Origin of the sequence: Bradyrhizobium sp. CCBAU 45389, from assembly GCF_028128625.1 — a bacterium.
In the GTDB taxonomy this organism is placed as follows: Bacteria; Pseudomonadota; Alphaproteobacteria; order Rhizobiales; family Xanthobacteraceae; genus Bradyrhizobium; species Bradyrhizobium liaoningense_B.
In genome coordinates, this window is sequence record NZ_LBIY01000075.1 from 44,225 (window position 1) to 66,428 (window position 22,204).

A 22,204-nucleotide genomic window follows, 5' to 3' on the forward strand; every position below is an offset into this window, starting at 1 on the left:
ATGAAGCGCAGCGCAATGCGTAGCGGGGTGGGGTGACGGTCTATCCGCGCTGAGCACTTCCCGTGTGGAGAGATCACCCCACCCCGCTCGCGCTTCGCGCGATCGACCTCCCCCTCCAGGGGAGGGTAAGAGAAATCAAAACGACGTTCCGGCCCTTCTCGGCCTGGGTTCTTCCAGCTCCGCCTCGCGCGGCACCGGTGAAATACGGAGCGCGGTGATGCGGTTGCGTTCGCGGCGGAGGACGCGGAAGCGGAAGCCGTGGAAGGTGAAACTCTGGCCGCGGTCGGGGATCGAGCGCGCCTCGTGAATGACGAGTCCGGCGACCGTGGTTGCCTCCTCATCGGGCAGGTGCCAGTCCATGGCGCGGTTGAGGTCGCGGATCGGCACCGAGCCGTCGACAACGACCGAGCCGTCCGGCTGGGCGCGCACACCGGCGACCACGACGTCGTGCTCGTCGGAGATGTCGCCGACGATCTCTTCCAGAATGTCTTCCAGCGTCACGAGACCTTCAACTTCGCCGTACTCATCTACGACGAGCGCGAAATGGGTCTTTCGGCGCCGGAACGCCTTGAGCTGCTCGGCGAGCGGCCGCATCTCCGGCACGAACCAGGGCGGCAGCGCGATGGTGGAGACGTCGATGCGCGAGGTGTCGCCGTCGGAGGCGCGGATCGCGCGCAACAGATCCTTGGCGTGCAGCACGCCGATGATGTTTTCCGGCTTCTCGCGCCAGAGCGGAATGCGGGTGTATTCGGTCGCCAGCACCTCGCGCACCAGATCGTCCGGCGGCATGTCGGCGTTGATCATCATCATCTCGGTGCGATGGATCATAACGTCGGAAACCTGGAGCTCGCGCAAGTCCAGCAGACCGCCGAGCATGTCGCGGTCCTGCTTCTCGACCTTGCCCTCGTGGTGCAGGAGGTCCACCGCGCCGCGCAGGCGCTCGGTCGGCGACAGGATTGCCTGGTGCTCGCCGGCAAGGCCGAACAGGCGCATCAGCAGGCGCACGATGACTTCGACGACCGTCAACAACGGCCCGAGCACATACATCGTCAGCCGCATCGGCCGCGCCACGGCGAGCGCGACGCGGTCGGGCGCGTTGATGGCGATGGTTTTTGGCAGGACTTCCGCGAAGATCACGACCAGCGCGGTCATCACGCCGGTCGCATAGAGCACGCCGACATCGCCGAACCAGGACGTGAAGATGCCGGTGGCAAGCGCGGACGCCCCGATATTGGCGATGTTGTTACCGAGCAGCAGCGCGCCGATCAGCCGCTCGCGCATGTCGAGCAGCTGGGAGACGACATCGGCCTCGTGATGACCTTGTTTCGACAGCCGCAGCATGCTGGCGCGCGAGGCGCCGGTCAGCGCGGTCTCGCTCGCGGCGAAGAACGCCGAGACCAGCAGGCAGAGGACGACGATGGTGAATCCGAGCCAGTCCATGCACCACTCTAGTTACGTCTGACGCGTTTTCCTGGCGCGAACCGGTATCCCCTTCGCTGGAAAACGCTTTAGCGAAATAAAGCTCAGCCGCGCATCAGGCCTTCTGCGCGAGCTTCTCTTTGAGGAAATCGCGCACCGGCGCCGGCTCGACGTCCTTCGCGATCACCGCGCGGCCCACGGCCTCCAGCAGGATGAAGGTGAGCTTGCCGCGCTTGACCTTCTTGTCCTGCGCCATCAGCGCCATCAGCGCGTCGGCGTCCGCAAGCCCCTCCTGCGCAAAGCCCGCGATGTCCTGCAAGCGCGTCGGCAGGCCCGCCTCGATGAGATGGCGCTCGACGCGCGCTGCGTCCGCCTCGCCGATCATGCCGAGCTTGGCCGAGAACTGCGCCGCGAGCGTCATGCCGATGGCGACGCCCTCGCCATGGAAGAGGCGGTCGGAGAAACCGGTCGCAGCTTCCAGCGCGTGACCGAAAGTGTGACCGAGATTGAGCAGCGCGCGCTCGCCGGTCTCGCGCTCGTCGCGCGAGACAACGCCGGCCTTGGCGCGGCAGGAGGTCGCGATCGCATGCTCGCGCGCCGATCCGCCCGTGAAGATGTCGGAATGGTTCTTTTCCAGCCAGCTGAAGAAGGCCTCGTCGCCGAGCACGCCGTATTTGGCGACCTCGGCATAGCCGGCGCGGAACTGGCGCGGTGACAGCGTGTCGAGCACGGCGGTGTCGGCGATGACCAGCACCGGCTGATGGAAGGCGCCAAGCAGATTCTTGCCCTGCGGCGAGTTGATGCCGGTCTTGCCGCCGACGGAGGAATCGACCTGCGCCAGCAGCGAGGTCGGCACCTGCACGAAATCGACGCCGCGGCGCAGGATCGCCGCGGCAAAGCCGGCGAGATCGCCGACCACGCCTCCGCCGAGCGCGATGACGAGATCGTTGCGCTCGATCTTCGCGGCGATCAGGGCTTCGCTGACCTTTTCGAGGCCGGCATAGGTCTTGGAGATCTCGCCTTCCTCGACGACGATGCGCGAGGTCGGAATGCCGGCGGCCGCAAGAGATGCTTCGGTCGGCTCGAGCCAGTGCTTTGACACCGTTCGGTCCGTCACGATGGCCGTGCGGACGCCGGGCCGCAGCGCGGCGACCCGTTCGCCGAGCGAAGCCAGCACGCCGCGGCCGATGACGATGTCATAGGCGCGGTCGCCGAGCGCGACGTCGACGTTGACGGGATCGGAATGTTTCAACGGCGCGGTCATCGTGCGGCACTCGCAACATCGGCAGGTGGTGGGGCGGACTGTTCGCCGCAGAGATGGGCGCGCAGCGTCTCGATGCACTCCTCGACGATCTTGTCATGCGGCACGTCGCGCGAGGCGATCGTGAGGTCGGCCTTGCCATAGATCGGCTCGCGCTCGGTCAGGAGGCGCGTCACGGTCCCCTCGGGGTCGGCGGTCTGGAGCAGCGGACGGTCGGCACGGCGACGGACGCGGCGCATGATGACGTCGTGGTCCGCCCTGAGCCAGATCGAGACCGCCTTGGCGGCGATGCGGGTCCGCGTCTCCTCGCGCATGAAGGCGCCGCCGCCGGTCGCCAGCACCACCGGGCCGCCCTCGAGCAGGCGCGCGATCACCCGGGCCTCGCCGTCGCGGAAATGCACCTCGCCATGGCGCTCGAAGATCTCCGGTATGGTCATGCCGGCCGCCGCCTCGATCTCGGTGTCGGCGTCGACGAAGGGCAGCTTGAGCCGCGCCGCCATGCGGCGGCCGATGGTGGATTTGCCCACCCCCATCATGCCGACGAGCACGATCGAGCGCGCACCCAGGGCCGACAGGATGTCGGCCTCAGGCGAAGCGGGAATCGGCAACGCGGCGTCGGACATAAATCTCAGCTCTAAATCTCGCTCGATCTGCCGCCAAAGGCGGCAGGGTTTGGCCACCTATACGACCCCGCAGGGGCCCTCGCCAGAGGACTCTTGCCACGAAACGGCGAACATGTTGGATGATTTCATTGGTTAATTCGCCCGCCTGGACCTCAGGAACCTTTGCACGATGCCCAGCCTGTTCCGCTTCCTGACGGTCGTCGCCGTGATCGCCGGCATCGTCTATGGCGTGGTGTTCGCGCTGGCGAACTTCGTGAACCCGAAGCCGCGGGACATGACGGTGACGATCCCGCCGGATAAGTTTCTCAAGAAATAGCAGCTAGGCTCCGGGGCATGCCTGCAAAGCCCTCCGATACCAAGCTCACCGGCCTGTTCCTCGACATGCTCGCGGCGGAACAGGGCGCCGGCCCCAATACGCTCGACGCCTACCGCCGCGACCTCACCGATTTCTCGGAATTTCTCGGCCGGGGCGGCCATACATTTGCGGACGCGGAAACGCAGACGCTGCGCGACTATCTCGCCGACCTCGACATGCGCGGCTTCAAATCCACCAGCGTCGCGCGGCGGCTGTCGGCGATGCGGCACCTCTACCGCTTCCTGCTGAGCGAGCGCATTCGCGGTGACGATCCCGCAGCGATACTATCAGGCCCGAAGCGTGGCCGCGGTCTGCCAAAGGTGCTGTCGATCGCGGATGTCGACCGCATGCTCCGCCGCGCCAAGGAATTGAGCGAGGCGGAGGATGCCTCGCCGTCGAAGCGGCTGCGCTCTCTAAGGCTCTACTGCCTGCTCGAGGTGCTCTACGCCACGGGCCTGCGCGTCTCCGAACTGGTGGCGCTGCCGCGCTCGGCGGCCAAGCGCGATGCGCGCATGATCGTGGTGCGCGGCAAGGGCAACAAGGAGCGCCTGGTGCCGCTCAACGAGGCCTCGCGCCAGGCGATGGCGGATTACCTCGCCGCGACGGAGGCCGCGAAGACGGAGAAAAAGAAAGACGGTCTCGCGACCTCGAAATGGCTGTTCCCCTCCTTCGGCGAGAGCGGACATCTGACGCGGCAGCACTTTGCCCGCGACTTGAAGGAGCTCGCGGTCGCCTCCGGCCTGCAGGCCCGGCTGGTCTCCCCGCACGTGCTGCGCCATGCCTTCGCCAGCCACCTGCTGCACAACGGCGCGGACTTGCGCATCGTGCAGACCCTGCTCGGCCATACCGACATCTCCACGACGCAGATCTACACCCATGTGGTCGAGGAGCGCCTCAAGAGCCTGGTGCGCGACCTGCACCCGCTGGCGGAGAAGTAGTTACTGCCCGTAGCCCGGATGGAGCGCAGCGTAATCCGGGGCCGCCCTCCTCGCGGACAGACCTTCCCGGATTGCGCTTCGCTCATCCGGGCTACGGGCAACCCATGAAACCGCCTTGACTTCGGCCACATCTCCGCAGAAAGAGCCGGGGCCTCACGACTGATTTGGCTCCCTGCCACCAGCGCACAAGCCAACTCGTTGAAGAAGCTACACTTCTTTCCGTGACCCAACCTCGCTTCGCTTCTTTCGCCCCGTCCCCCTATACTGAGTTGATGCAAGACCAGATGCGCAGCTATCTCGACTTCGAAAAGCCCGTCGCCGAGCTCGACTCCAAGGTCGACGAATTGCGCGCACTCGCCGCCACCGGCACCGACATCAGCGACGAGGTCGGCCGGATCGAGGACAAGGCGGCGCAGGCGCTGGCCGACCTCTATACGAACCTGACGCCGTGGCAGAAGACGCTGGTGGCGCGGCATCCGCAGCGGCCGCATTTCAACGATTTCATCAAGGGGCTGATCACCGAATTCACCCCGCTCGCCGGCGACCGCAAGTTCGGCGAGGACGAGGCGCTGGTCGCAGGCTTCGGCCGCTTCCGCGGCGAGCCGATCTGCGTGATGGGCCAGGAGAAGGGCGATTCCACCGAGAGCCGCATCCGGCACAATTTCGGCATGGCGCGCCCCGAAGGCTATCGCAAATGCGTTCGGCTGATGGAGATGGCCGAGCGGTTCGGCCTGCCGGTGCTGTCGCTCGCCGATTCCGCCGGCGCCTATCCCGGCATCGGCGCCGAGGAGCGCGGCCAGGCGGAAGCCATCGCGCGCTCGACCGATGCGTGTCTCGCGCTGACCGTGCCGAACGTCGCCATCATCACCGGCGAGGGCATGTCGGGCGGCGCCATCGCGATCACCACCGCCAACAAGGTCCTGATGCTGGAGCACGCCATCTACAGCGTGATCTCGCCGGAGGCGGCGTCCTCCATCCTCTGGCGCGACGGCACCAAGGCGCAGGAAGCCGCCAACAACATGAAGATCACCGCCCAGGACATGCTCCGCTTCGGGGTGATCGACCAGATCCTGAAGGAGCCGGTCGGCGGCGCCCACCGCGACCCCGCCGCCATGATCGCCACCACAGGCGAGGCCATCGCCAAGGCTTTCGAGGAGCTCCAGGGCCTCGACGGCGACGCCATCCGCAAGCAGCGGCGGCAGAAATTCCTCGATATCGGCCGGAAACTGAGCTGATTCGCCTCGATTCCGGTTTCGTAGGGTGGGCAAAGCGAAGCGTGCCCACCATTCCGAGCCGTACGGGTAGCCAGATGGTGGGCACGGCGCTTCGCGCCTTTGCCCACCCTACGAGACCTTTCGGGCAGCCCCACCCACACCCGGTAACGCCGCGTTAACCCTTTTTTTGCCCAAATCGGCGATCTCAGTGGCGGTTTGGCCGCAAGGCCCAAGTTCCGGCCCAGTTCCAAGTTACGCCCAGTTTAAGTCTCTGTTGACCACACCTTTGGGCCAACGCCCTCGTGATCCCCGCTCGGGTTGCGACCACATGACCCAGAGGTTAGAATTTTAATCAATGGCTTCAGGGCATAAGCGCTGGAGCGTGGTCTGAACGAGCCCGTCACGGCGGGTGGTTTTCCGGTCGGATCATGCTCCAAAAGAATTGGGGTTCGCGCTCTCTGCCCGGCACGGTGTGGGGTCCATCTTGATTTCTCGTTCGCTTGCTCGCGCGCTCTTGGCTTCGGTTGCGCTGATGACGGCCGGCGTCCTGCTGGCCGGCTGCGACACCGACCAGGTCTCGCTCGCGACCAACGCCAAGGCCAACCAGCCGGTGCCGCCAAAACTTCTCGCCGCGATGGTCGAGAAGAACATGGATCTGCAATCGCCGATCCTGGTGCGCCTGTTCAAGCAGGAGGCCGAGCTCGAGGTCTGGAAGCAGACCCGCAACGGCCAGTTCGCGCTGCTCAAGACCTATCCGATCTGCCGCTGGTCCGGCGACCTCGGCCCCAAGGTGCGCGAAGGCGACCGCCAGGCGCCGGAAGGATTCTACTCGATCAATCCGGGCCAGATGAATCCGCAGTCGGCCTATTACCTCTCCTTCAACACGGGCTATCCGAACGCGTTCGACAAGGCGCTGGGTCGCACCGGCTCGCAGCTGATGGTGCACGGCGACTGTTCTTCGCGCGGCTGCTACGCGATGACGGACGAGCAGATCGCGGAGATCTATTCGCTCGGGCGCGAATCCTTCTTCGGCGGCCAGAAGGCGTTCCAGCTGCAGGCCTATCCGTTCAAGATGACGCCGGTGAACATGGCCAAGCACCGGAACAATCCGAACATGGCCTTCTGGAAGATGATCAAGGAAGGCTACGATCATTTCGAGGTGACGCGGCAGGAGCCGAGGGTCGATTTCTGCGAGAAGAAGTACGTCTTCGACGCAACGAAGCCGGCCGACGCCAAGCGCGATCCGGTGTTCGACGCTTCGGCCAAGTGCCCGGCCTATGTGATCCCCGAGGACGTCGCCAGCGCCGTGCGCGAGAAGCAGGCGAAGGACGAAGCCGAATACGCAAGGCTCGTTGCCAAGGGCACGCCGATGGCGCGCATGAACACCGGCATCGACGGCGGCATGAACAAGATCTTCGCCGCCAAGATTCCGGAAGGCTCGACCGGCCTGTCGGAAGGCGCCGAAGGCACCACGCTGCAGATGCTGGCGATGGCGAAGGCGCCGGGCACGATCCCCGGACACGTCAATCCGCCCAAGCCGAACCTCGACGCCGCCGCGGTCGCGCCTGCGCCGCAGGAAGAGCCCGTCGTCGCCGTCAGCGCGCCCACGACCAACACCCGCGTCGCCGCGGCTCAGCCCGCCGAGAAATCGCAAGGCGGCGGCTTCTTCTCCAACCTCGGCCGCAAGATGGGCCTCGGCACCGCCGACACCACGGCGACGACGACGCCTCCGCCGCAAGCCACCGCATCGGTTGCGCCGGCCACGACCTCCGCGACGCCGCCGACCGCAGCGTCCCGCCTGAAAGCCGCAGTGACGCGCTTCGTGCCGGGGCATGACAAGTCCAAGGACGCCGCAAAGGACGCGCCGAAGCCGACGGTGGCCGCCGCCAAGCCGGCAGAGCCGCCGAAGCCGCAGCCCGACACGCGCCTCGCCCAGACCCGCCCCGCGTTAAAGCCGTCGGTGAGCGATGGCGCGGGTGAAGCGACGCAGATCATGGGAGCCGCACCGGTGGTGCAGTCAAACTCGTTCGACAGCCGCTTTGGGGCGGTGAAGTAAGAGCTTCCCCGCTTTCGTTTCGGCGCTTCTTCAATCGACAATATTTCCCCGTCATCCTGAGGTGGCCGCTTCTTAGCGGCCCTCGAAGGGCGACGGCCCGGCTGCATCCCGGCCGTTCATCCTTCGAGGCTCCCCGCGCGCCGCGTTGCGTCGCTCGGCTCGCACCTCAGGATGACGGAATTGGCTGCGCGTAGCCCGGATGAGCGCAGCGACATCCGGGAATGTCGCCGACGGTCCCCGCATGTCGCTTCGCTCATGCGGGCTACGGCAGTTGAGATGGGGCGAGAAGGCTGCGCCTCACTCACAAGCAAGAGGCAAATGGTTCACTACGGCGCCAGATACCGCATCAGCTCCGGATTGCCCCTCACCTCGCCCGCCTGCCCTTGTAACGCGACTCGTCCACGGTCCAGCACATAGGCGTAGTCGGCGACGCGCAGGGCCAGATCGAGGTGCTGCTCGACGATGATGACGGCGATGTCTTTCGCGAGCTCGATCAGGCGTTCGGTGATCTCCTCGATGACGCCGATCCAGACGCCTTCGGTCGGCTCGTCCAGCAACAGCAATTTTGGATCACCTAACATGGCGCGGCCGATGGCGAGCATCTTGCGCTCGCCGCCGGAGAGGGTGCCGGCGGGCTGGTCGAGGCGCTGGCCGAGTTTTGGGAAGATGGTCAGCACGCGGTCGACGGCAGAGGCGTCCTTGCTCGCAAGCGAGCCGACCGCGAGATTGTCGCGCACCGACAGGCGCGCGAACACCGAATGCTCCTGCGGCACATAGCCGATGCCGGCGCGGACACGCTCCTGGGTGGCGCGGCGGCTGATGTCGCGGCCGTCGAAGGCGACCTCGCCCTTCCACGCCGGCAGCTCGCCGACGATGGTCTTCATCAGCGTGGTCTTGCCGGCGCCGTTGCGTCCGAGCACGGCGACACCGCCGCGCCAGGGAATGCCCAGGGTGACGTCGAACAGGACCTGGCTGCGGCCATAGCCGGCGTCGAGATGCTTGATGTCCAAAAATTCAGGCACGGCGCAGATAGATCTCCTGGACGGATTTGTTGGCCTGGATCTCGGACACCGTGCCCGATGCCAGCACCTTGCCCTGGTCGAGCACGGTGAGTCGATCGCAGATGTCGCGGATGAAATCGAGGTCGTGCTCGACGATGACGAGCGAGCAATGTTCCTTGATCGGCTGCAGCAATTCGCCGGTGACGCGGCGTTCCTCCAGGCTCATGCCGCCCGTGGGCTCGTCGAGCAGCAGGAGCTTTGGCTTGCCGGCCAGCGCCATGGCGATCTCCAGCCATTGCTGCTGGCCGTGCGACAGGGCTGCAGCCGCATCGAAGGCGCGATCAGCGAGCCGGAACTGCGTCAGCATGGTCATGACCTGATCGTGCAGCGCACCGCGCGTGCGCGAGAACACGAGGTCGAACAGCGAGGACTGCGCCTGGAGCGCGAGCAGGATGTTGTCGTAGAGCGTCAGCGACGGCAGCACGCTGGTGATCTGGAATTTCAGGCTCATGCCGGCGCGCGCACGCTCGGTCGGCGTGAACGCGGTGATGTCGGTGTTGACGAAGGAGACTTTTCCCTGCGTCGGCACTTCGGCGCCGGCAATGCACTTCATCAGCGTGCTCTTGCCGGAGCCGTTCGGACCGATCAGGCCGTGAAACTCGTTCTCGCCGACGGTGAGTGCGGCGCCGTCGAGCGCGGTGAGCTTGCCGAAGACCTTCTTGATGCCGGCCGCTTCAAGGAGCATTGCGCTTCTCCTTGATCCTGGCACCGAAGCTGCCGACCCGTTCGCGCTCGCCCAAGACAAAACTGATCAGGCCGAGCGGCCGGAACAGGATCACGAGCAGCAGCAGCAATCCCAGAATGATCGGCCAGATGTCGCGGTAATTGTCCGAGAGCCAGAAACTGACGCCTTCGACGATCACGGTGCCAATGACGGCGCCGATCAGCGTGCCGGAGCCGCCGAACAGCACGTAGAGCACGACCTGGGTCGAGACGACGACCCCGACCATGTTGGGCCAGACGAAGCCTTCGTGGAAGGCATAGAGACTGCCGGCAAGACCGGCGATGGCGCCGCCGATGGCGAAGATGATCGCCTTCAGGTGCTGCGCCTTGTAGCCGAAGAAAGCGATGCGCTGCTCGTTTTCGCGCAGGCCCGCGAGCGCAAGCCCGAACTGCGAGCGCACCAGGAAGCGGCAAAGCAGGTAGACGACGACGAGGATGCCGAGCACGAGATAATAGAAGGCCGGCCCTTCCGAGAACTCGTAGCCGCCGAGCGACATCGGTGCGATCGAGGGAATGCCGTTCTGGCCGCCGAGATAGTACCAGCCGCGCGCGAGGCGGTCGGCAGCGTAGGAGCCGGTGAGCGTGCCCAGCGAGACGAAGATCACGCTGGAGGGATGCCGGCCCAGCAGCAGGAAGCCGCCGAGCAAGAGCGCGAAGGTGAGACCGATCAGCGTGCCCACCGGCAACACCAGGAAGATGTTGGTGATGTCGAGATCGCGTGCGAGCAGCGCGACGCCATAGCCGGCCGAGCCGAAGAACAGGGCCTGGCCAAAGCTCATGATGCCGGCATAGCCCCAGACCAGGTCGAACGACAGCGCGAACAGCGCGAGGATGATCACGCGCGTCGCGAACACGGTGAGATAGTCCTGCAGCACCAGCGGCGCGAGCAGCGCCGCGACCAGTACGACGCCCTCCACGATCGGCAGGACTTTTCGTACCGCGACGACTCTTGCCGCCGTTCGGCTGCCAGCCATGGCAGCCTGCGTCTCCCCGCCGATCTCGGCGGGGACCGCCTGCTTCACTGCGCCCATCGCTTTCGGCATTCTGCCTCAGCATTCCTTGGGATCGACGAGACCGTTGCTGCGCGCGACGATCTCGTAGTTCCCGCCCTTGGCGACCGCGGTGTACATCTTCATCTTGCAGTGCCGCTTGCCCGGCACCATCTCGGCAGGTCCCCCGGGACCCTCGGCGATCTTGGCATGGTCGAGCGCAGCAGCGACCGATTCGCGATCGATCTTGCCGGCTTCCTTGACCGCCGCTTCCCACAGCTTCAGGCCGCGATAGGTGCCGGTCGCGGCACTGCCGGCGGCGAACAGGAAGTTGCCCGGAAAGTCCTTCTCGTAGGCCGCCTGAATCTTGGCGTCGAACGGGTTCTCCTTGGTCAGCACCTTGAAATAGTCGAGGCAGCTCGCAAGACCCTCGATCTCGGCGGCCTGATTGATGTTGAGCGTGTTCTCGTCGTAGTAGACGCAGGCGAGACGCCCGCCGTTCTTGAGGAAGCCGGCTTCATAGAGCTGCTTGAAGAACGGGCCGACGCCCGGCGGAATGACGGTATTGAAGACGACATCGACCTTGTTGGAGATGATGCGGTTGACGGTCGAGGAGAAGTCGACCTGGTCGAGCGGGTAGTATTCCTCAAACACGACCTCACCGCCATTGGATTCGATCACCTTGCGGGCATAGACGTTGAGCGTGTGCGGCCAGACGTAATTGGCGCTCGGCAGCGCGAACTTCTTGCCGCCGTTCTTGATCAACCAGGGAATGAATTCGTCGCACTGCTGGGCCGGCGTCGGGCCGGTGCAGAACAGATAGGGCGTGCACTCCTTGCCCTCGTAGAGCTGCGGATAGATGTAGAGCGTCTTGCCGCGCGCGACGATCGGATCCTTGATCGCGTTGCGCATCGAGGAGGTAATGCCGCCGAGCACCATGTCGACCTTGTCGCGCTGGATCAGTTTCCGCACGTTGCCGACGGCGACGGATTCGTTCGACGCGGTATCCTCGATGTAGAGCTCGAGCGGACGGCCAAGCAGGCCGCCGGCATTGTTGATCTCCTTGATCACCATCTTGGCGACATTGGCGTCGGCATTGCCGGCATAGGCGATCGGACCGGTGAGGTCGGTGGCGATGCCGACCTTGATCGGGCCTTCCGCCGCGTTGGCCCAATCGGCCGGGATCACCCAGCTACCGACACCGGTCGCGACGGCGCCGGTCGCGAAGGCAAAATTGGAGAGGAAGCGGCGGCGTGAAAGCTCAGGACGATCGAACATGTGACTAAACCCCTTTTCCAGCGATGAGGCCCTGCGGGCGGAATTTGATGAAGACAATGGCGAGCACGAAGACGAGGACGTCGGCGACGACGGGCGCCATCACCCATGGCAGCGCGGCACTCAGCGTGCCGATGACGCCGGCGCCCGCGACCGGCCCGATGAAGGAGCCGACTCCGCCGACCATCACCGCGACAAAGCCCTGGATCAGGAAGCGCAGGCCGAGATCGGCGAACAGGCTGAACACCGGCACGATCAGCGCGCCGGCAAGGCCGGCGAGCGCGGCACCGAACGCAAACGTGGCGCCGTAGATCAGCGGCGTGGAGATGCCGGAGGCGCGCGCCAGCGATGGGTTCTCCAGCGTCGCACGTACGCGGAGGCCAAAACTGGTGCGTGACAGCAGCAGATAGCAGCCGCCCATCACCAGCAGCGTGATGACGATGATGGTGAAGCGCCAGGCCGAGATGTGCATGGCGCCGATATCGATGGAGCCGCCGATCGGCTCGGGCACGGTCAGATAGAAGCCGCCGATCAGGCCGCGCACGGATTCGCGGATGATGAGGCCGAGCGCATAGGTGCCGAGCATGGCGACGATAGGCGCGGCGTAGAAGCGGCGAATGATCAACGCCTCCAAGACGAAGCCGAGCGCGCCGACCAGAAAAGGCGCTGCGACCATGCCGGCCCAGATCGGCATTCCCTTGGCGTAGGCGAGATAGGTGATGTAGGCCCCGAGCAGGACGAACTCGCCCTGCGCGAAGTTGAAGATGCCCATCATGCTGGCGATGATCCCGAGCCCCAGCACGATCAGGACGATGATCGCACCGAAGCTCAGGATCTCGAACGCCGCGACGAACGCGTTAGCCATGCGGTAGATTTCCGTCCGTCTGCATTAATTCGCTTCTCACATCTTCTTCCAGTCGCCGATCTGCTCGAAGGCATGGGCGGCGCGGTAGATGGTGGATTCCTCGAACATGCGGCCGACCAGCATCAGGCCGACCGGCAGGCCGTCGACCATGCCGCAGGGCAGCGACATCGCGGGGTGATGGGTGATGTCGAACGGCGCGGTGTTCGAGATCATCTCGAGCGCGCGCGCAACATACTCCTCGCGGCTGGCATTGGGCTCCGGCAGCTTGGTCGCCTTCATCGGCGTCGTCGGCAGCAGAAGCAGATCGTAATCCCCAAGCGCCTTGTCGTAGGCCGCGGTGAGGCGGCGGGAGATATTGAGCGCCTTGCCGTAGAAGCGTGGACCGAAATTGTTGTTGATGTAGGTGCCGAGCATCATGAACAGCTTCGTGGTCTCGGACAGCGAGTCGGCCTGCCGGCGCCAGCCGCGATGAAAATCCATCAGCGAGGTCGAATAGAGATCGCCGCGGCTGAGGCCGTAGCCGTCGCCGAACATCATGGTCTGGGTCAGGCCTTCGGTGCCGATCGGGGTCCAGATCGCGCCGCCCAGGAGGTGCATCGGGATCGAGACGGTCTCGACGGTGGCGCCCAGATCCTTGAAGCGCTTTGCGGCCTCTCGCACGCTTTCATTCACCGCAGCTTCTGCGACCGGCTGCTCAAAACCTTCCTTGAGGATGCCGATCTTCATGCCCTTGACGCCCTGGCCGAGCGCCTTGGTGTATTCCTCGACCTTCGGAGCCTTGATGCGCGGATCGTAGCCGTCATCGCCGGCGAGCACTTCGAGCAGCAGCGCGTTGTCGGCGACCGTCGCGGTCATCGGACCGGTATGGTCGACATAGATCTCGATCGGCATGATGCCGGTATAGGGTACGAGGCCCCAGGTCGGCTTCATGCCGTAGATGCCGCAGAACGAGGACGGCATGCGGATCGAGCCGCCCTGATCGCCGCCGATCGCCATGTCGACCTCGCCGAGCGCGACCACGACGCCCGAGCCTGACGACGAGCCGCCGGCCGAGTACCCCATCTTGTGCGGATTATGCACGGGCCCGTAGGAGCCGGTGTGGCTGCCGCCGGACAGGCAGAAATGCTCGCAATGCACCTTGCCCTTGATCTCGGCGCCGGCATCCAGCATGCGCGTGACGATGGTGGCATCGAAATCGGGCACATAGCCTTCCAGCGTCGACGAGCCGTTGGTCATGGGCACGCCGGCCAGCATGATGTTGTCTTTCAGCGCAATGGTCTTGCCCTTGAGCTTGCCGCTGGCGGCGCCCTTCACGGTCGACTTGCGATACCAGGCATTGCGCGGGTTCTCTTCGGCCGAGGGCCGATAGCCCGGCGTGCGCGGATATTTCACCTCGGGCAATTCGTCCGGCATCGCGGCAACGAGATTGTAGGCTTCGATCGAGCCCTGCATCAGGCCGCGGAACGAGGCGACGTCGTCATCGGTGAGCGAAAGGCCGCATTGTTCGGCGACACTGCGAAGTTGGGCGGGCGTGGGAAGGACAACTGTCACGGCGCTCTCCTCTGAGGCTTCTTGATCCCTGGCATTGGACGGAAGCCGCTTGCTCGCGCCCGCACGGCGCGGGCCAACCGGCTTCACGTCGATATTACAGACGGAAATATTTTCCTTTTCAAGTATTATTTCGCAAGTCCGCTGCGGCTATCGGCAGCCGCCTCTCAGAGCGTCTTGATGATCTTGAAGTCGAGACCGTCGGCTTCAGCGAGGTACATCGGCATCTCGGCGCGGCCGTCGCGAAGCGTCACGGGGCCGCGGCCCGCCGTATAAACGGTGTTGCGCGCGGCCTTGAGCAGCGGACGGAAGGCCAGCGAGCCGGCGCGATTGGCGACGGATTCAAGGAAGCGCAATCCTTCATAGTTCGACTGACCGACGGAGCCGACCGGCGGCGCGTTGGCACCGAACATGGAATGATACGCGCTGAGGAACTCGTCATTGGCGCGCGAGACCATGCCGTTGAAATAGCCGGAGGCGCAGAACAGGTTCTCGGTGTTGTCGGCGCCGATGCCGAGCAGCACAGTCTCGTCCATCGCACCGGCCAGCCGCAGCGTGGAGGTGGCAAGCCCCGCCTCAGCGAAGGCGCGGTTGAAGGTGATGCTGTCGGTGCCGATCAGCGAGATCAGCACCACATCGGGCTTGGCGGCGCGGATACGCGCCAGATGCGGCTCGTGATTGTCCTCGCCGACGGGCACGAACTCCTCGCCGACGACCTGGCCGCCGGCCTCCTTGATGTAGCGCTTCACCGAACGATGCGACTGCCACGGCCAGACATAATCGCTGCCGATCAGGTACCAGCGCGCGGCCTTCTTGACGTCCGCCAGCCAGTGGATCGCCGGCCGGCTCTGCCAGCGCGGCGTCTCGCCGATCGCCATCACGCCCGGCGTGCGCTCGCCACCCTCATAGACCGGGGTGTAGATGTAGGGGATGCGGTTGCCGGTGACCTTGCGCAGCGCGACGCGGACCGCGCTGATATGCGAGCCCATGATGAGGTCGACCTCGTCGAAGGCGATTGCCTGCTCGGCGCGGCGCACCACCTCATCGATGGGTCCGCCGGAATCGTAGATCGACAGCTCGAGCTCGCGGCCCAAAATGCCGCCGCGCTTGTTGATCTCGGCGACCGCCAGCATCGCGCTGTTGGTGGAGGTCGGGCCCCAGATCCCGGGCGAGCCGGTGAAGGTGAGGAAATTGCCGATGCGCAGCTTGTTGCGCGCGCCGCGGCGCTTCATGAAATGCGCGTCGACCGGAGACAGGTCGAAGTCAGCCGCCGAGGACGACAGATTCCTGAACAGCAGGGACGGCGGCAACGCCGGGCCGCCGTGAGCCGGGAAGTTTACCGTCGCGCGCACGCCAACTCCTGTCTGGCACCAGACCTGAAAGCACATTGAGCAGGCGGCCGCGGCTTCCGCCCTTTTGTTGGGCAATGATCCTATTTTGAAAATATTGAATATTCAAGAATTGAAGTGCATATAGATGCAGCATTGATTGCAAGACATTCACTCATTTGGGTCAAGACGAAGTCTTAGCCGTGGCAAAACCGTCGAAAGAAAACTCCCCGATCACCGAACATCTCGCTTACCTGCTCGCGCAAGCCAACCGGGAGATCAACCGGCAGCTGGAACTGCGCTTGAGCAAGGAGGGCGTTCCCGTCGAGCAATGGCGCATCCTGAAAGTGCTGTCGGATGGCAACGGCCATTCGATGGGCGAGCTTGCGGACGCGGTGCTGCTCAACCATCCAACGCTGACCAAGATGATCGACCGCATGGTCTCCGACACGCTGGTCTACCGCGTGCAAGATCCCAACGATCGCCGCAAGGTGCTGATGTTCATCTCCGACCGCGGCAAGGTGCTGTGCAAGAGGCTCAACTCGCTCGCGGTGGACCAGGAGGAGCACATCCTGGAGAGCTACGGCGACAAGTCGACGAGCGAACTCAAGCGGCTGCTGGAGAGCTTGATCGACAGCTCGAATTGACACGAATATCAATTCCATCGTCGTCCTGGACAAGCGCAGTTCGCGACAACGCGCAGCGTTATCGCGAGCGGAGCGCAGATCCAGGACCCATTACCACCGCATTTGGTTTGACGAAGACTCGCGGTCGCCAGCGTCGCGCCACAACTTACTCTTGGGGGAATAGGTCCTGGCTTTCGCCAGGACGACGACGTGGGGCTAACTGCGCGCCACACCCTCAACTGTCATCGCCCGCGAAGGCGGGCGATCCAGTATTCCAGAGACATTAGTGATTGAGCCGAGAAGCCGCGGCGTACTGGGTCGTCCGGTCAAGCCGGGCGACGACAACGGAGGATGAGGCACGAGTATCGCGCCTCACGCGCGCGTGGCAGCGAAGCTAGCCGCTACGCATACCGCCCGTGGCAGTGCTTGTACTTCTTGCCCGAGCCGCACGGGCAATCCTCGTTGCGGCCGACCTTGCCCCAGCTGGCCGGGTTCTTCGGATCGCGCAGCGCGGCGTCGGTGGCCTGCGCGCCGAGCGTGACGCTGGCGAGCGCCATTTCGTCCTCGCCGGTGTTCGGATCGAACTTGTGCGCTTCCATCTGCGGCAGCACGGGCGCTTCCTGCTCCGGCGGGACGATCTCGACCCGCATCAGCTGCGCGGTGACGGCCTCGCGCAGGTGCGCGCTCATCTCCTGGAAGAGGTTAAAGGCCTCGGTCTTGTACTCCTGGAGCGGATCGCGCTGGCCGTAGCCGCGCAGGCCGATGACCTGGCGCAGGTGGTCGAGCATGATCAGGTGCTCGCGCCAGAGATGGTCGAGCGTCTGCAGCAGGATGGTCTTCTCGACGTAACGCATCACGTCGGGGCCCCATTGCGCGACCTTGGCCGCCATGTGCTCGTCGGCCTTGGTCTCGATGCGCGTGAGCAGCTCCTCGTCGGCGATGCCCTCTTCCTTGGCCCAGTCGTCGACCGGCAGGTCGAGATCGAGCACGCGCTTCAATTCGTCCTTCAGGCCGGCCACATCCCACTGCTCGGCATAGGCATGCTCGGGCACGTGCTTGGCGACGAGGTCGTCGATGAAGGCGTGGCGCATGTCGGTGACGGTCTCGGCGACGCTGTCGTCCTTCATCAGGTCGACGCGCTGGTCGAAGATCACCTTGCGCTGGTCATTCTGGACGTTGTCGAACTTCAGCAGGTTCTTGCGGATGTCGAAGTTGCGCGCCTCGACCTTCTGCTGCGCCTTTTCGAGCGCCTTGTTGATCCAGGGATGGATGATCGCCTCGCCCTCCTGCAGGCCGAGACGCTGGAGCATGCTGTCGAGACGGTCCGAGCCGAAGATGCGCATCAGATCGTCTTCCAGCGACAGGAAGAATTTCGAGCGGCCGGGGTCGCCCTGACGGCCGGAACGGCCGCGCAGCTGGTTGTCGATGCGGCGGGATTCGTGGCGCTCGGAGCCGATGATGTAGAGGCCGCCCGGCTTCTTCACGGTCTTGGCGGGCTTGCTGCCCTTCGCCGGCTCGATCTCGACGGTCTCCTCCGCCTTCAGCACGATGTCGCGGAAATGCGCGATGTCGGCCTTGATCTGCTCGATCTTTTTGGCCTTCTCGGCCTCGTCCTCGATGCCGGCAGTCTCCTGCTGGAGACGCATCTCCAGCGAGCCGCCGAGCTTGATGTCGGTGCCGCGGCCGGCCATGTTGGTCGCGATCGTGATCGCGCCGGGCACGCCGGCTTCGGCGACGATGTAGGCTTCCTGCTCGTGGAAGCGCGCGTTCAGCACCGCGAACAGTTTTGACGGCTTGCCGGCGCGGGCGGCGGCATAGAGCTTGTCGAGCGCGTTCTCCTTGCCGAAATCGATCTGCTTGTAGCCGTTCTGCTTCAGGAACTCGGCGAGCACTTCCGACTTCTCGATCGAGGCGGTGCCGACCAGCACCGGCTGCAGCCGCGCATTGGCGCGCTCGATCTCGGCGAGGATGGCGGCGTATTTTTCCTTCTGCGTGCGGTAGACCTCGTCATCCTCGTCGAGGCGCGCGATCGACAGATTGGTCGGAATCTCCACGACCTCGAGCTTGTAGATGTCGAACAGTTCGTCCGCTTCGGTCGCGGCCGTACCGGTCATGCCCGCCAGCTTCTCGTACATGCGGAAGTAGTTCTGGAAGGTGATCGAGGCCAGCGTCTGGTTCTCGGGCTGGACCTGGACGTGCTCCTTGGCTTCGAGCGCCTGGTGCAGGCCTTCCGAATAGCGCCGGCCCGGCATCATGCGTCCCGTGAACTCGTCGATGATGACGACCTCGTCGTCGCGGACGATGTAGTCCTTGTCGCGCGTGAACAGCGTGTGGGCGCGCAGCGCCTGGTTGATGTGGTGCACGACGGAGACGTTCTCGACGTCGTAGAGCGACTCGCCCTTGAGCTGGCCGGCGTCGCGCAGCAGCGTCTCGATCTTCTCCATGCCGGCTTCGGTGAGCGTCACCGTGCGCTGCTTCTCGTCGACCTCGTAATCGGTCTTGTCGAGCCTGGGCAGGAAGCCGTCGATGGTGTTGTAGAAGTCCGAGCGGTCGTCGAGCGGGCCGGAGATGATCAGCGGCGTGCGCGCTTCGTCGATCAGGATGGAGTCGACCTCGTCGACGATGGCGAAGAAGTGCGGCCGCTGGACCATGTCCTCGAGCCGGTACTTCATGTTGTCGCGCAGGTAGTCGAAGCCGTATTCGTTGTTGGTGCCGTAGGTGATGTCGCAGGCATAGGCCGTCTTGCGCTCGGCATCGTCGAGGCCGTGCACGATCACGCCGGTGGTCATGCCGAGGAAGCCGTAGATCTGGCCCATCCAGCCGGAGTCGCGGCGGGCGAGGTAGTCGTTGACGGTGACGACGTGGACGCCCTTGCCGGCCAGCGCGTTGAGATAGACCGCGAGGGTCGCGACCAGCGTCTTGCCTTCGCCGGTCTTCATCTCGGCGATGTCGCCCTCGTGCAGCACCATGCCGCCGATCAGCTGGACGTCGAAATGACGCTGGCCGAGCGTGCGCTTGGCGGCCTCACGCACCGTGGCGAAGGCGGGCACCAGGAGGTCGTCGAGCGTCTTGCCCTCCGCGAGCTGCTTCCTGAACTCGGCGGTGCGGGCCTTGAGCGCCTCGTCGGAGAGTTTCGAGACTTCGGGCTCCAGCGCGTTGATCGCGTTGACGCGGGACTGGTATCCCTTCACCCGCCGGTCGTTGGCGGAGCCGAAAAACTTGCGGGCGAGCGCGCCGATCATGCCTAGTTCCTGTGTTCGCGATTCAACCGCGTTGCAGCCAAGAAGTTGTCACCCGCCTGCCTTATCAACTCACCGTGACGCCTGCTGGCGTCAGAGCCCGGACTGCGGGGGGTCGTCCGCCATATGGGTGGGAATTGGGCAAGTCTGGGTTCAACGGCCAAAAACGCAGCAAAATAAACGCCATCGCCATGGTCGCGACCGGGCAGAGATATGGCCCGGTCAGGGCCTTGTCAACGGCGGGCGCGTTGCGGCTAATTCATCATTTTGACAGACTTTTCGCGTTGCCAAGCCCCCCTGATTGGGCGAGTGTCCGCCCCGCTCGAGCAGCCCCCTGCTTCAACAAAAGGATTTTCCATGACCACCTCGTTCCCGGTAACCAAAACCGGCCTGCGCTTCGGCCTCGCCACCGCCCTCGTGGGCTGCCTTGCGCTGGCGCTGATCGCGGGTCCCGGCCGGGCTGCCGACGATCCGGTCTTGGCGAAGGTCAATGGCGTGGAAATCAAGAAGAGCGACGTCGCCATGGCCGAGGAGGAACTCGGGCCGAGCCTTGCCCAGATGGACCCGGCGACCAAGGACGAGAACGTCCTGTCCTTCCTGATCGACATGAAGATCGTCAGCAAGGCTGCCGAAGACAAGAAGGTCGCCGACAGCGAGGAGTTCAAGAAGCGCCTGGCGTTCGCCCGCAACCGGCTGCTGATGGACAGCCTGCTCGCCAATGAGGGCAAGGCCGCCACCACCCCCGACGCGATGAAGAAGGTCTATGAGGAGGCCTCCAAGCAGATCACCGGCGAGCAGGAGGTGCGCGCCCGCCACATTCTGGTCGAGACCGAGGACGAGGCCAAGGCGGTGAAGGCCGAGCTCGACAAGGGCGCCGATTTCGCCGAGCTCGCCAAGAAGAAGTCCAAGGATCCGGGCTCCGCCGACGGCGGCGACCTCGGCTTCTTCACCAAGGAGCAGATGGTGCCGGAATTCTCGGCCGTGGCCTTCGCGCTCGAGCCGGGCAAGATCTCCGACCCCGTGAAGTCGCAGTTCGGCTGGCACATCATCAAGGTCGAGGAAAAGCGCGCCCGCAAGGCGCCGGACTTCGAGCAGGTCAAGGCCCAGATCGAGAACTACGTCACCCGCAAGGCCCAGGCCGACTATGTCGCCAAGCTGCGCGCCGAGGCCAAGGTCGAGCGCCTGGACCAGCCGGCGGCGGACGCCAAGCCCGCCGACGCGGCCAAGCCCTCCGACAGCAAGATGGCTCCGCCGGCGAAGAAGTAAGAATTCGCTGTCACTTCGCGGACGCCAATAGTATCTAACGTCGCAATGGCCGGGCACATGCCCGGCCATCTGCATATCCAGACCCCACCAAGGCACCCGCGATGTCCTCCTCCGTCTCTCCCCTCGCCCCGAAACACGTTCCCGACATGCCCGTGATCGCGGGCATCCGCCTTGCGACGGCCGAGGCCGGCATCCGCTACAAGAACCGCACCGACGTGCTGCTGGCGGTGATGGACAAGGGCACCGCGGTGGCCGGCGTGTTCACCAAATCGAAATGCCCGTCGGCGCCGGTCGAATGGTGCCGCGCCAAGCTGAAGGGCGGCAAGGCGCGCGCCCTCGTCGTCAATTCCGGCAATGCCAACGCCTTCACCGGCAAGACCGGCCGCGCCTCCACCGCGCTGACCGCAAAGATCGCGGCCAAGGCGGTCGGCTGCAGCGAGGGCGAAATCTTCCTGGCCTCGACCGGCGTGATCGGCGAGCCGCTGGACGCGACCAAGTTCGACGGCGTGCTCGGACGCCTGGCCGAAGCCGCCGCGCCCGGCGATTATCTCGCCGCAGCCAAGGCGATCATGACCACCGACACCTTCCCGAAGGTCGCGACCGCGACCGTCAAGCTCGGCAAGGCCAAGGTCACCATCAACGGCATGGCCAAGGGCGCCGGCATGATCGCCCCCGATATGGCGACGATGCTGTCCTTCATCTTCACCGACGCGCCAATCGCACCCGCCGCGCTGCAGGCCCTGCTCAAGGCCGGCGTCGAGGACACTTTTAACGCGGTCACGATTGACGGCGACACGTCCACATCGGACACGCTGCTGGCCTTTGCCACCGGTGCCGCCGCCGAGCACGGGGCGCCAAAAATCAGCCGCGCCAGCGATCCGCGCCTGAAGGCGTTCGTCAAGGCGTTCAACCAGGTGCTCGCCAATCTCGCCGAGCAGGTCGCCCGTGACGGCGAAGGCGCGCGCAAGCTGGTCGAGATCACCGTCGAGGGCGCCAAGACCAAGGCCTCCGCCCGCAAGATCGCGATGTCGATCGCGAACTCGCCGCTGGTCAAGACCGCGATCGCCGGCGAGGACGCCAATTGGGGCCGCGTGGTGATGGCTGTCGGCAAGGCCGGCGAGCCGGCCGATCGCGACAAGCTCTCGATCTCCTTCAACGGCATCCGCGTCGCCAAGAGCGGCGCGCGCGATCCGTCCTATGACGAAGCGCAGGTATCGGAGGCGATGAAGGCCCCGGAGATCGCGATCAAGGTGTCGCTCGGCCTCGGCAAGGGCCGCGACCGAGTCATGACCTGCGATCTCACGAAGGAGTATGTGGCGATCAACGGGGATTACAGGTCGTAGTTCTGCTGCGACTCCCTCCCCGTCATCCTGAGGTGCGAGACACGCGGCGCAACGCGCCGCGTGGGGAGCCTCGAA

At 64.9% G+C, this 22,204-nt stretch carries 18 protein-coding genes; 7 read left to right on the forward strand and 11 right to left on the reverse strand.

Going from position 1 to position 22,204, the window contains the following annotated elements:
- Positions 1–135 precede the first annotated feature (135 nt).
- The 3 genes from XH79_RS09630 to XH79_RS09640 all read right to left on the reverse strand — a co-directional run bounded on the left by XH79_RS09630 (position 136) and on the right by XH79_RS09640 (position 3,303).
- Positions 136–1,440, reverse strand: coding sequence for an HlyC/CorC family transporter (locus tag XH79_RS09630; RefSeq protein WP_271581522.1), 1,305 nt, complete (start codon positions 1,438–1,440; stop codon positions 136–138).
- Positions 1,441–1,534: 94 nt separating this feature from the next.
- Positions 1,535–2,683, reverse strand: a complete 1,149-nt coding sequence (aroB, locus tag XH79_RS09635) for a 3-dehydroquinate synthase (protein ID WP_271581523.1) — start codon at positions 2,681–2,683, stop codon at positions 1,535–1,537.
- On the reverse strand, positions 2,680–3,303 hold the full coding sequence (locus XH79_RS09640) for a shikimate kinase (protein WP_212347462.1): 624 nt from the start codon (positions 3,301–3,303) through the stop codon (positions 2,680–2,682). Before XH79_RS09640 ends, aroB begins: the two co-directional genes overlap by 4 nt.
- A 169-nt stretch (positions 3,304–3,472) precedes the next feature.
- Here XH79_RS09640 and XH79_RS09645 point away from each other — a divergent pair, with 169 nt between their 5' ends.
- From XH79_RS09645 to XH79_RS09660, 4 genes are all read left to right on the forward strand, one after another.
- Positions 3,473–3,619, forward strand: a complete 147-nt coding sequence (locus XH79_RS09645) for a histidine kinase (protein ID WP_271581524.1) — start codon at positions 3,473–3,475, stop codon at positions 3,617–3,619.
- Between the two features lie 17 nt (positions 3,620–3,636).
- Positions 3,637–4,596, forward strand: coding sequence for a site-specific tyrosine recombinase XerD (gene xerD, locus XH79_RS09650; protein ID WP_271581525.1), 960 nt, complete (start codon positions 3,637–3,639; stop codon positions 4,594–4,596).
- 272 nt (positions 4,597–4,868) lie between these two features.
- Positions 4,869–5,831: an acetyl-CoA carboxylase carboxyltransferase subunit alpha gene (locus XH79_RS09655; RefSeq protein ID WP_271581526.1), complete on the forward strand. Its 963-nt coding sequence runs from the start codon at positions 4,869–4,871 to the stop codon at positions 5,829–5,831.
- A gap of 511 nt (positions 5,832–6,342) precedes the next feature.
- Positions 6,343–7,866: a L,D-transpeptidase family protein gene (locus XH79_RS09660; RefSeq protein WP_271581527.1), complete on the forward strand. Its 1,524-nt coding sequence runs from the start codon at positions 6,343–6,345 to the stop codon at positions 7,864–7,866.
- Between the two features lie 326 nt (positions 7,867–8,192).
- Here the strand turns inward: XH79_RS09660 and XH79_RS09665 are convergent, their stop codons facing one another.
- From XH79_RS09665 to XH79_RS09695, 7 genes are all read right to left on the reverse strand, one after another.
- Positions 8,193–8,888, reverse strand: a complete 696-nt coding sequence (locus XH79_RS09665) for a branched-chain amino acid ABC transporter ATP-binding protein (protein WP_271581528.1) — start codon at positions 8,886–8,888, stop codon at positions 8,193–8,195.
- Positions 8,881–9,612, reverse strand: a complete 732-nt coding sequence (locus XH79_RS09670) for an ABC transporter ATP-binding protein (RefSeq protein ID WP_271581529.1) — start codon at positions 9,610–9,612, stop codon at positions 8,881–8,883. Before XH79_RS09670 ends, XH79_RS09665 begins: the two co-directional genes overlap by 8 nt.
- Entirely contained in the window at positions 9,602–10,693 is a 1,092-nt protein-coding gene (locus tag XH79_RS09675; RefSeq protein ID WP_271581530.1) for a branched-chain amino acid ABC transporter permease, read from the reverse strand. The genes XH79_RS09670 and XH79_RS09675 overlap by 11 nt, the downstream gene beginning before the upstream one ends.
- A gap of 6 nt (positions 10,694–10,699) precedes the next feature.
- Complete coding sequence (locus tag XH79_RS09680; protein ID WP_212347443.1) at positions 10,700–11,917, reverse strand: substrate-binding protein; 1,218 nt, start codon at positions 11,915–11,917, stop codon at positions 10,700–10,702.
- A 4-nt stretch (positions 11,918–11,921) separates the two neighbouring features.
- Positions 11,922–12,779, reverse strand: coding sequence for a branched-chain amino acid ABC transporter permease (locus tag XH79_RS09685; RefSeq protein WP_271581531.1), 858 nt, complete (start codon positions 12,777–12,779; stop codon positions 11,922–11,924).
- A gap of 36 nt (positions 12,780–12,815) precedes the next feature.
- Entirely contained in the window at positions 12,816–14,330 is a 1,515-nt protein-coding gene (locus XH79_RS09690) for an amidase (RefSeq protein ID WP_212347440.1), read from the reverse strand.
- A gap of 164 nt (positions 14,331–14,494) precedes the next feature.
- A complete protein-coding gene (locus XH79_RS09695) occupies positions 14,495–15,679 on the reverse strand; it encodes a substrate-binding domain-containing protein (RefSeq protein WP_212347437.1) in 1,185 nt (394 codons plus the stop codon).
- 179 nt (positions 15,680–15,858) lie between these two features.
- Here XH79_RS09695 and XH79_RS09700 point away from each other — a divergent pair, with 179 nt between their 5' ends.
- Positions 15,859–16,302, forward strand: a complete 444-nt coding sequence (locus XH79_RS09700) for a MarR family winged helix-turn-helix transcriptional regulator (RefSeq protein ID WP_084808242.1) — start codon at positions 15,859–15,861, stop codon at positions 16,300–16,302.
- 380 nt (positions 16,303–16,682) lie between these two features.
- Here the strand turns inward: XH79_RS09700 and secA are convergent, their stop codons facing one another.
- The gene (gene secA / locus XH79_RS09705; protein WP_271581532.1) at positions 16,683–19,523 is read right to left on the reverse strand and encodes a preprotein translocase subunit SecA; all 2,841 of its coding nucleotides are present in this window, start codon (positions 19,521–19,523) and stop codon (positions 16,683–16,685) included.
- Positions 19,524–19,877: 354 nt separating this feature from the next.
- Between secA and XH79_RS09710 the strand changes: the two genes are divergently transcribed.
- Together XH79_RS09710 and argJ are read left to right on the forward strand one after the other, a co-directional pair.
- Positions 19,878–20,786 (forward strand): peptidylprolyl isomerase, encoded by a 909-nt coding sequence (locus tag XH79_RS09710; RefSeq protein ID WP_212347428.1) that lies wholly within the window; start codon positions 19,878–19,880, stop codon positions 20,784–20,786.
- A 101-nt stretch (positions 20,787–20,887) separates the two neighbouring features.
- Positions 20,888–22,129 carry a bifunctional glutamate N-acetyltransferase/amino-acid acetyltransferase ArgJ gene (gene argJ, locus XH79_RS09715; RefSeq protein WP_271581533.1) on the forward strand — a complete coding sequence of 414 codons (1,242 nt, stop codon included), beginning with the start codon at positions 20,888–20,890 and terminating at the stop codon, positions 22,127–22,129.
- Positions 22,130–22,204 lie beyond the last annotated feature (75 nt).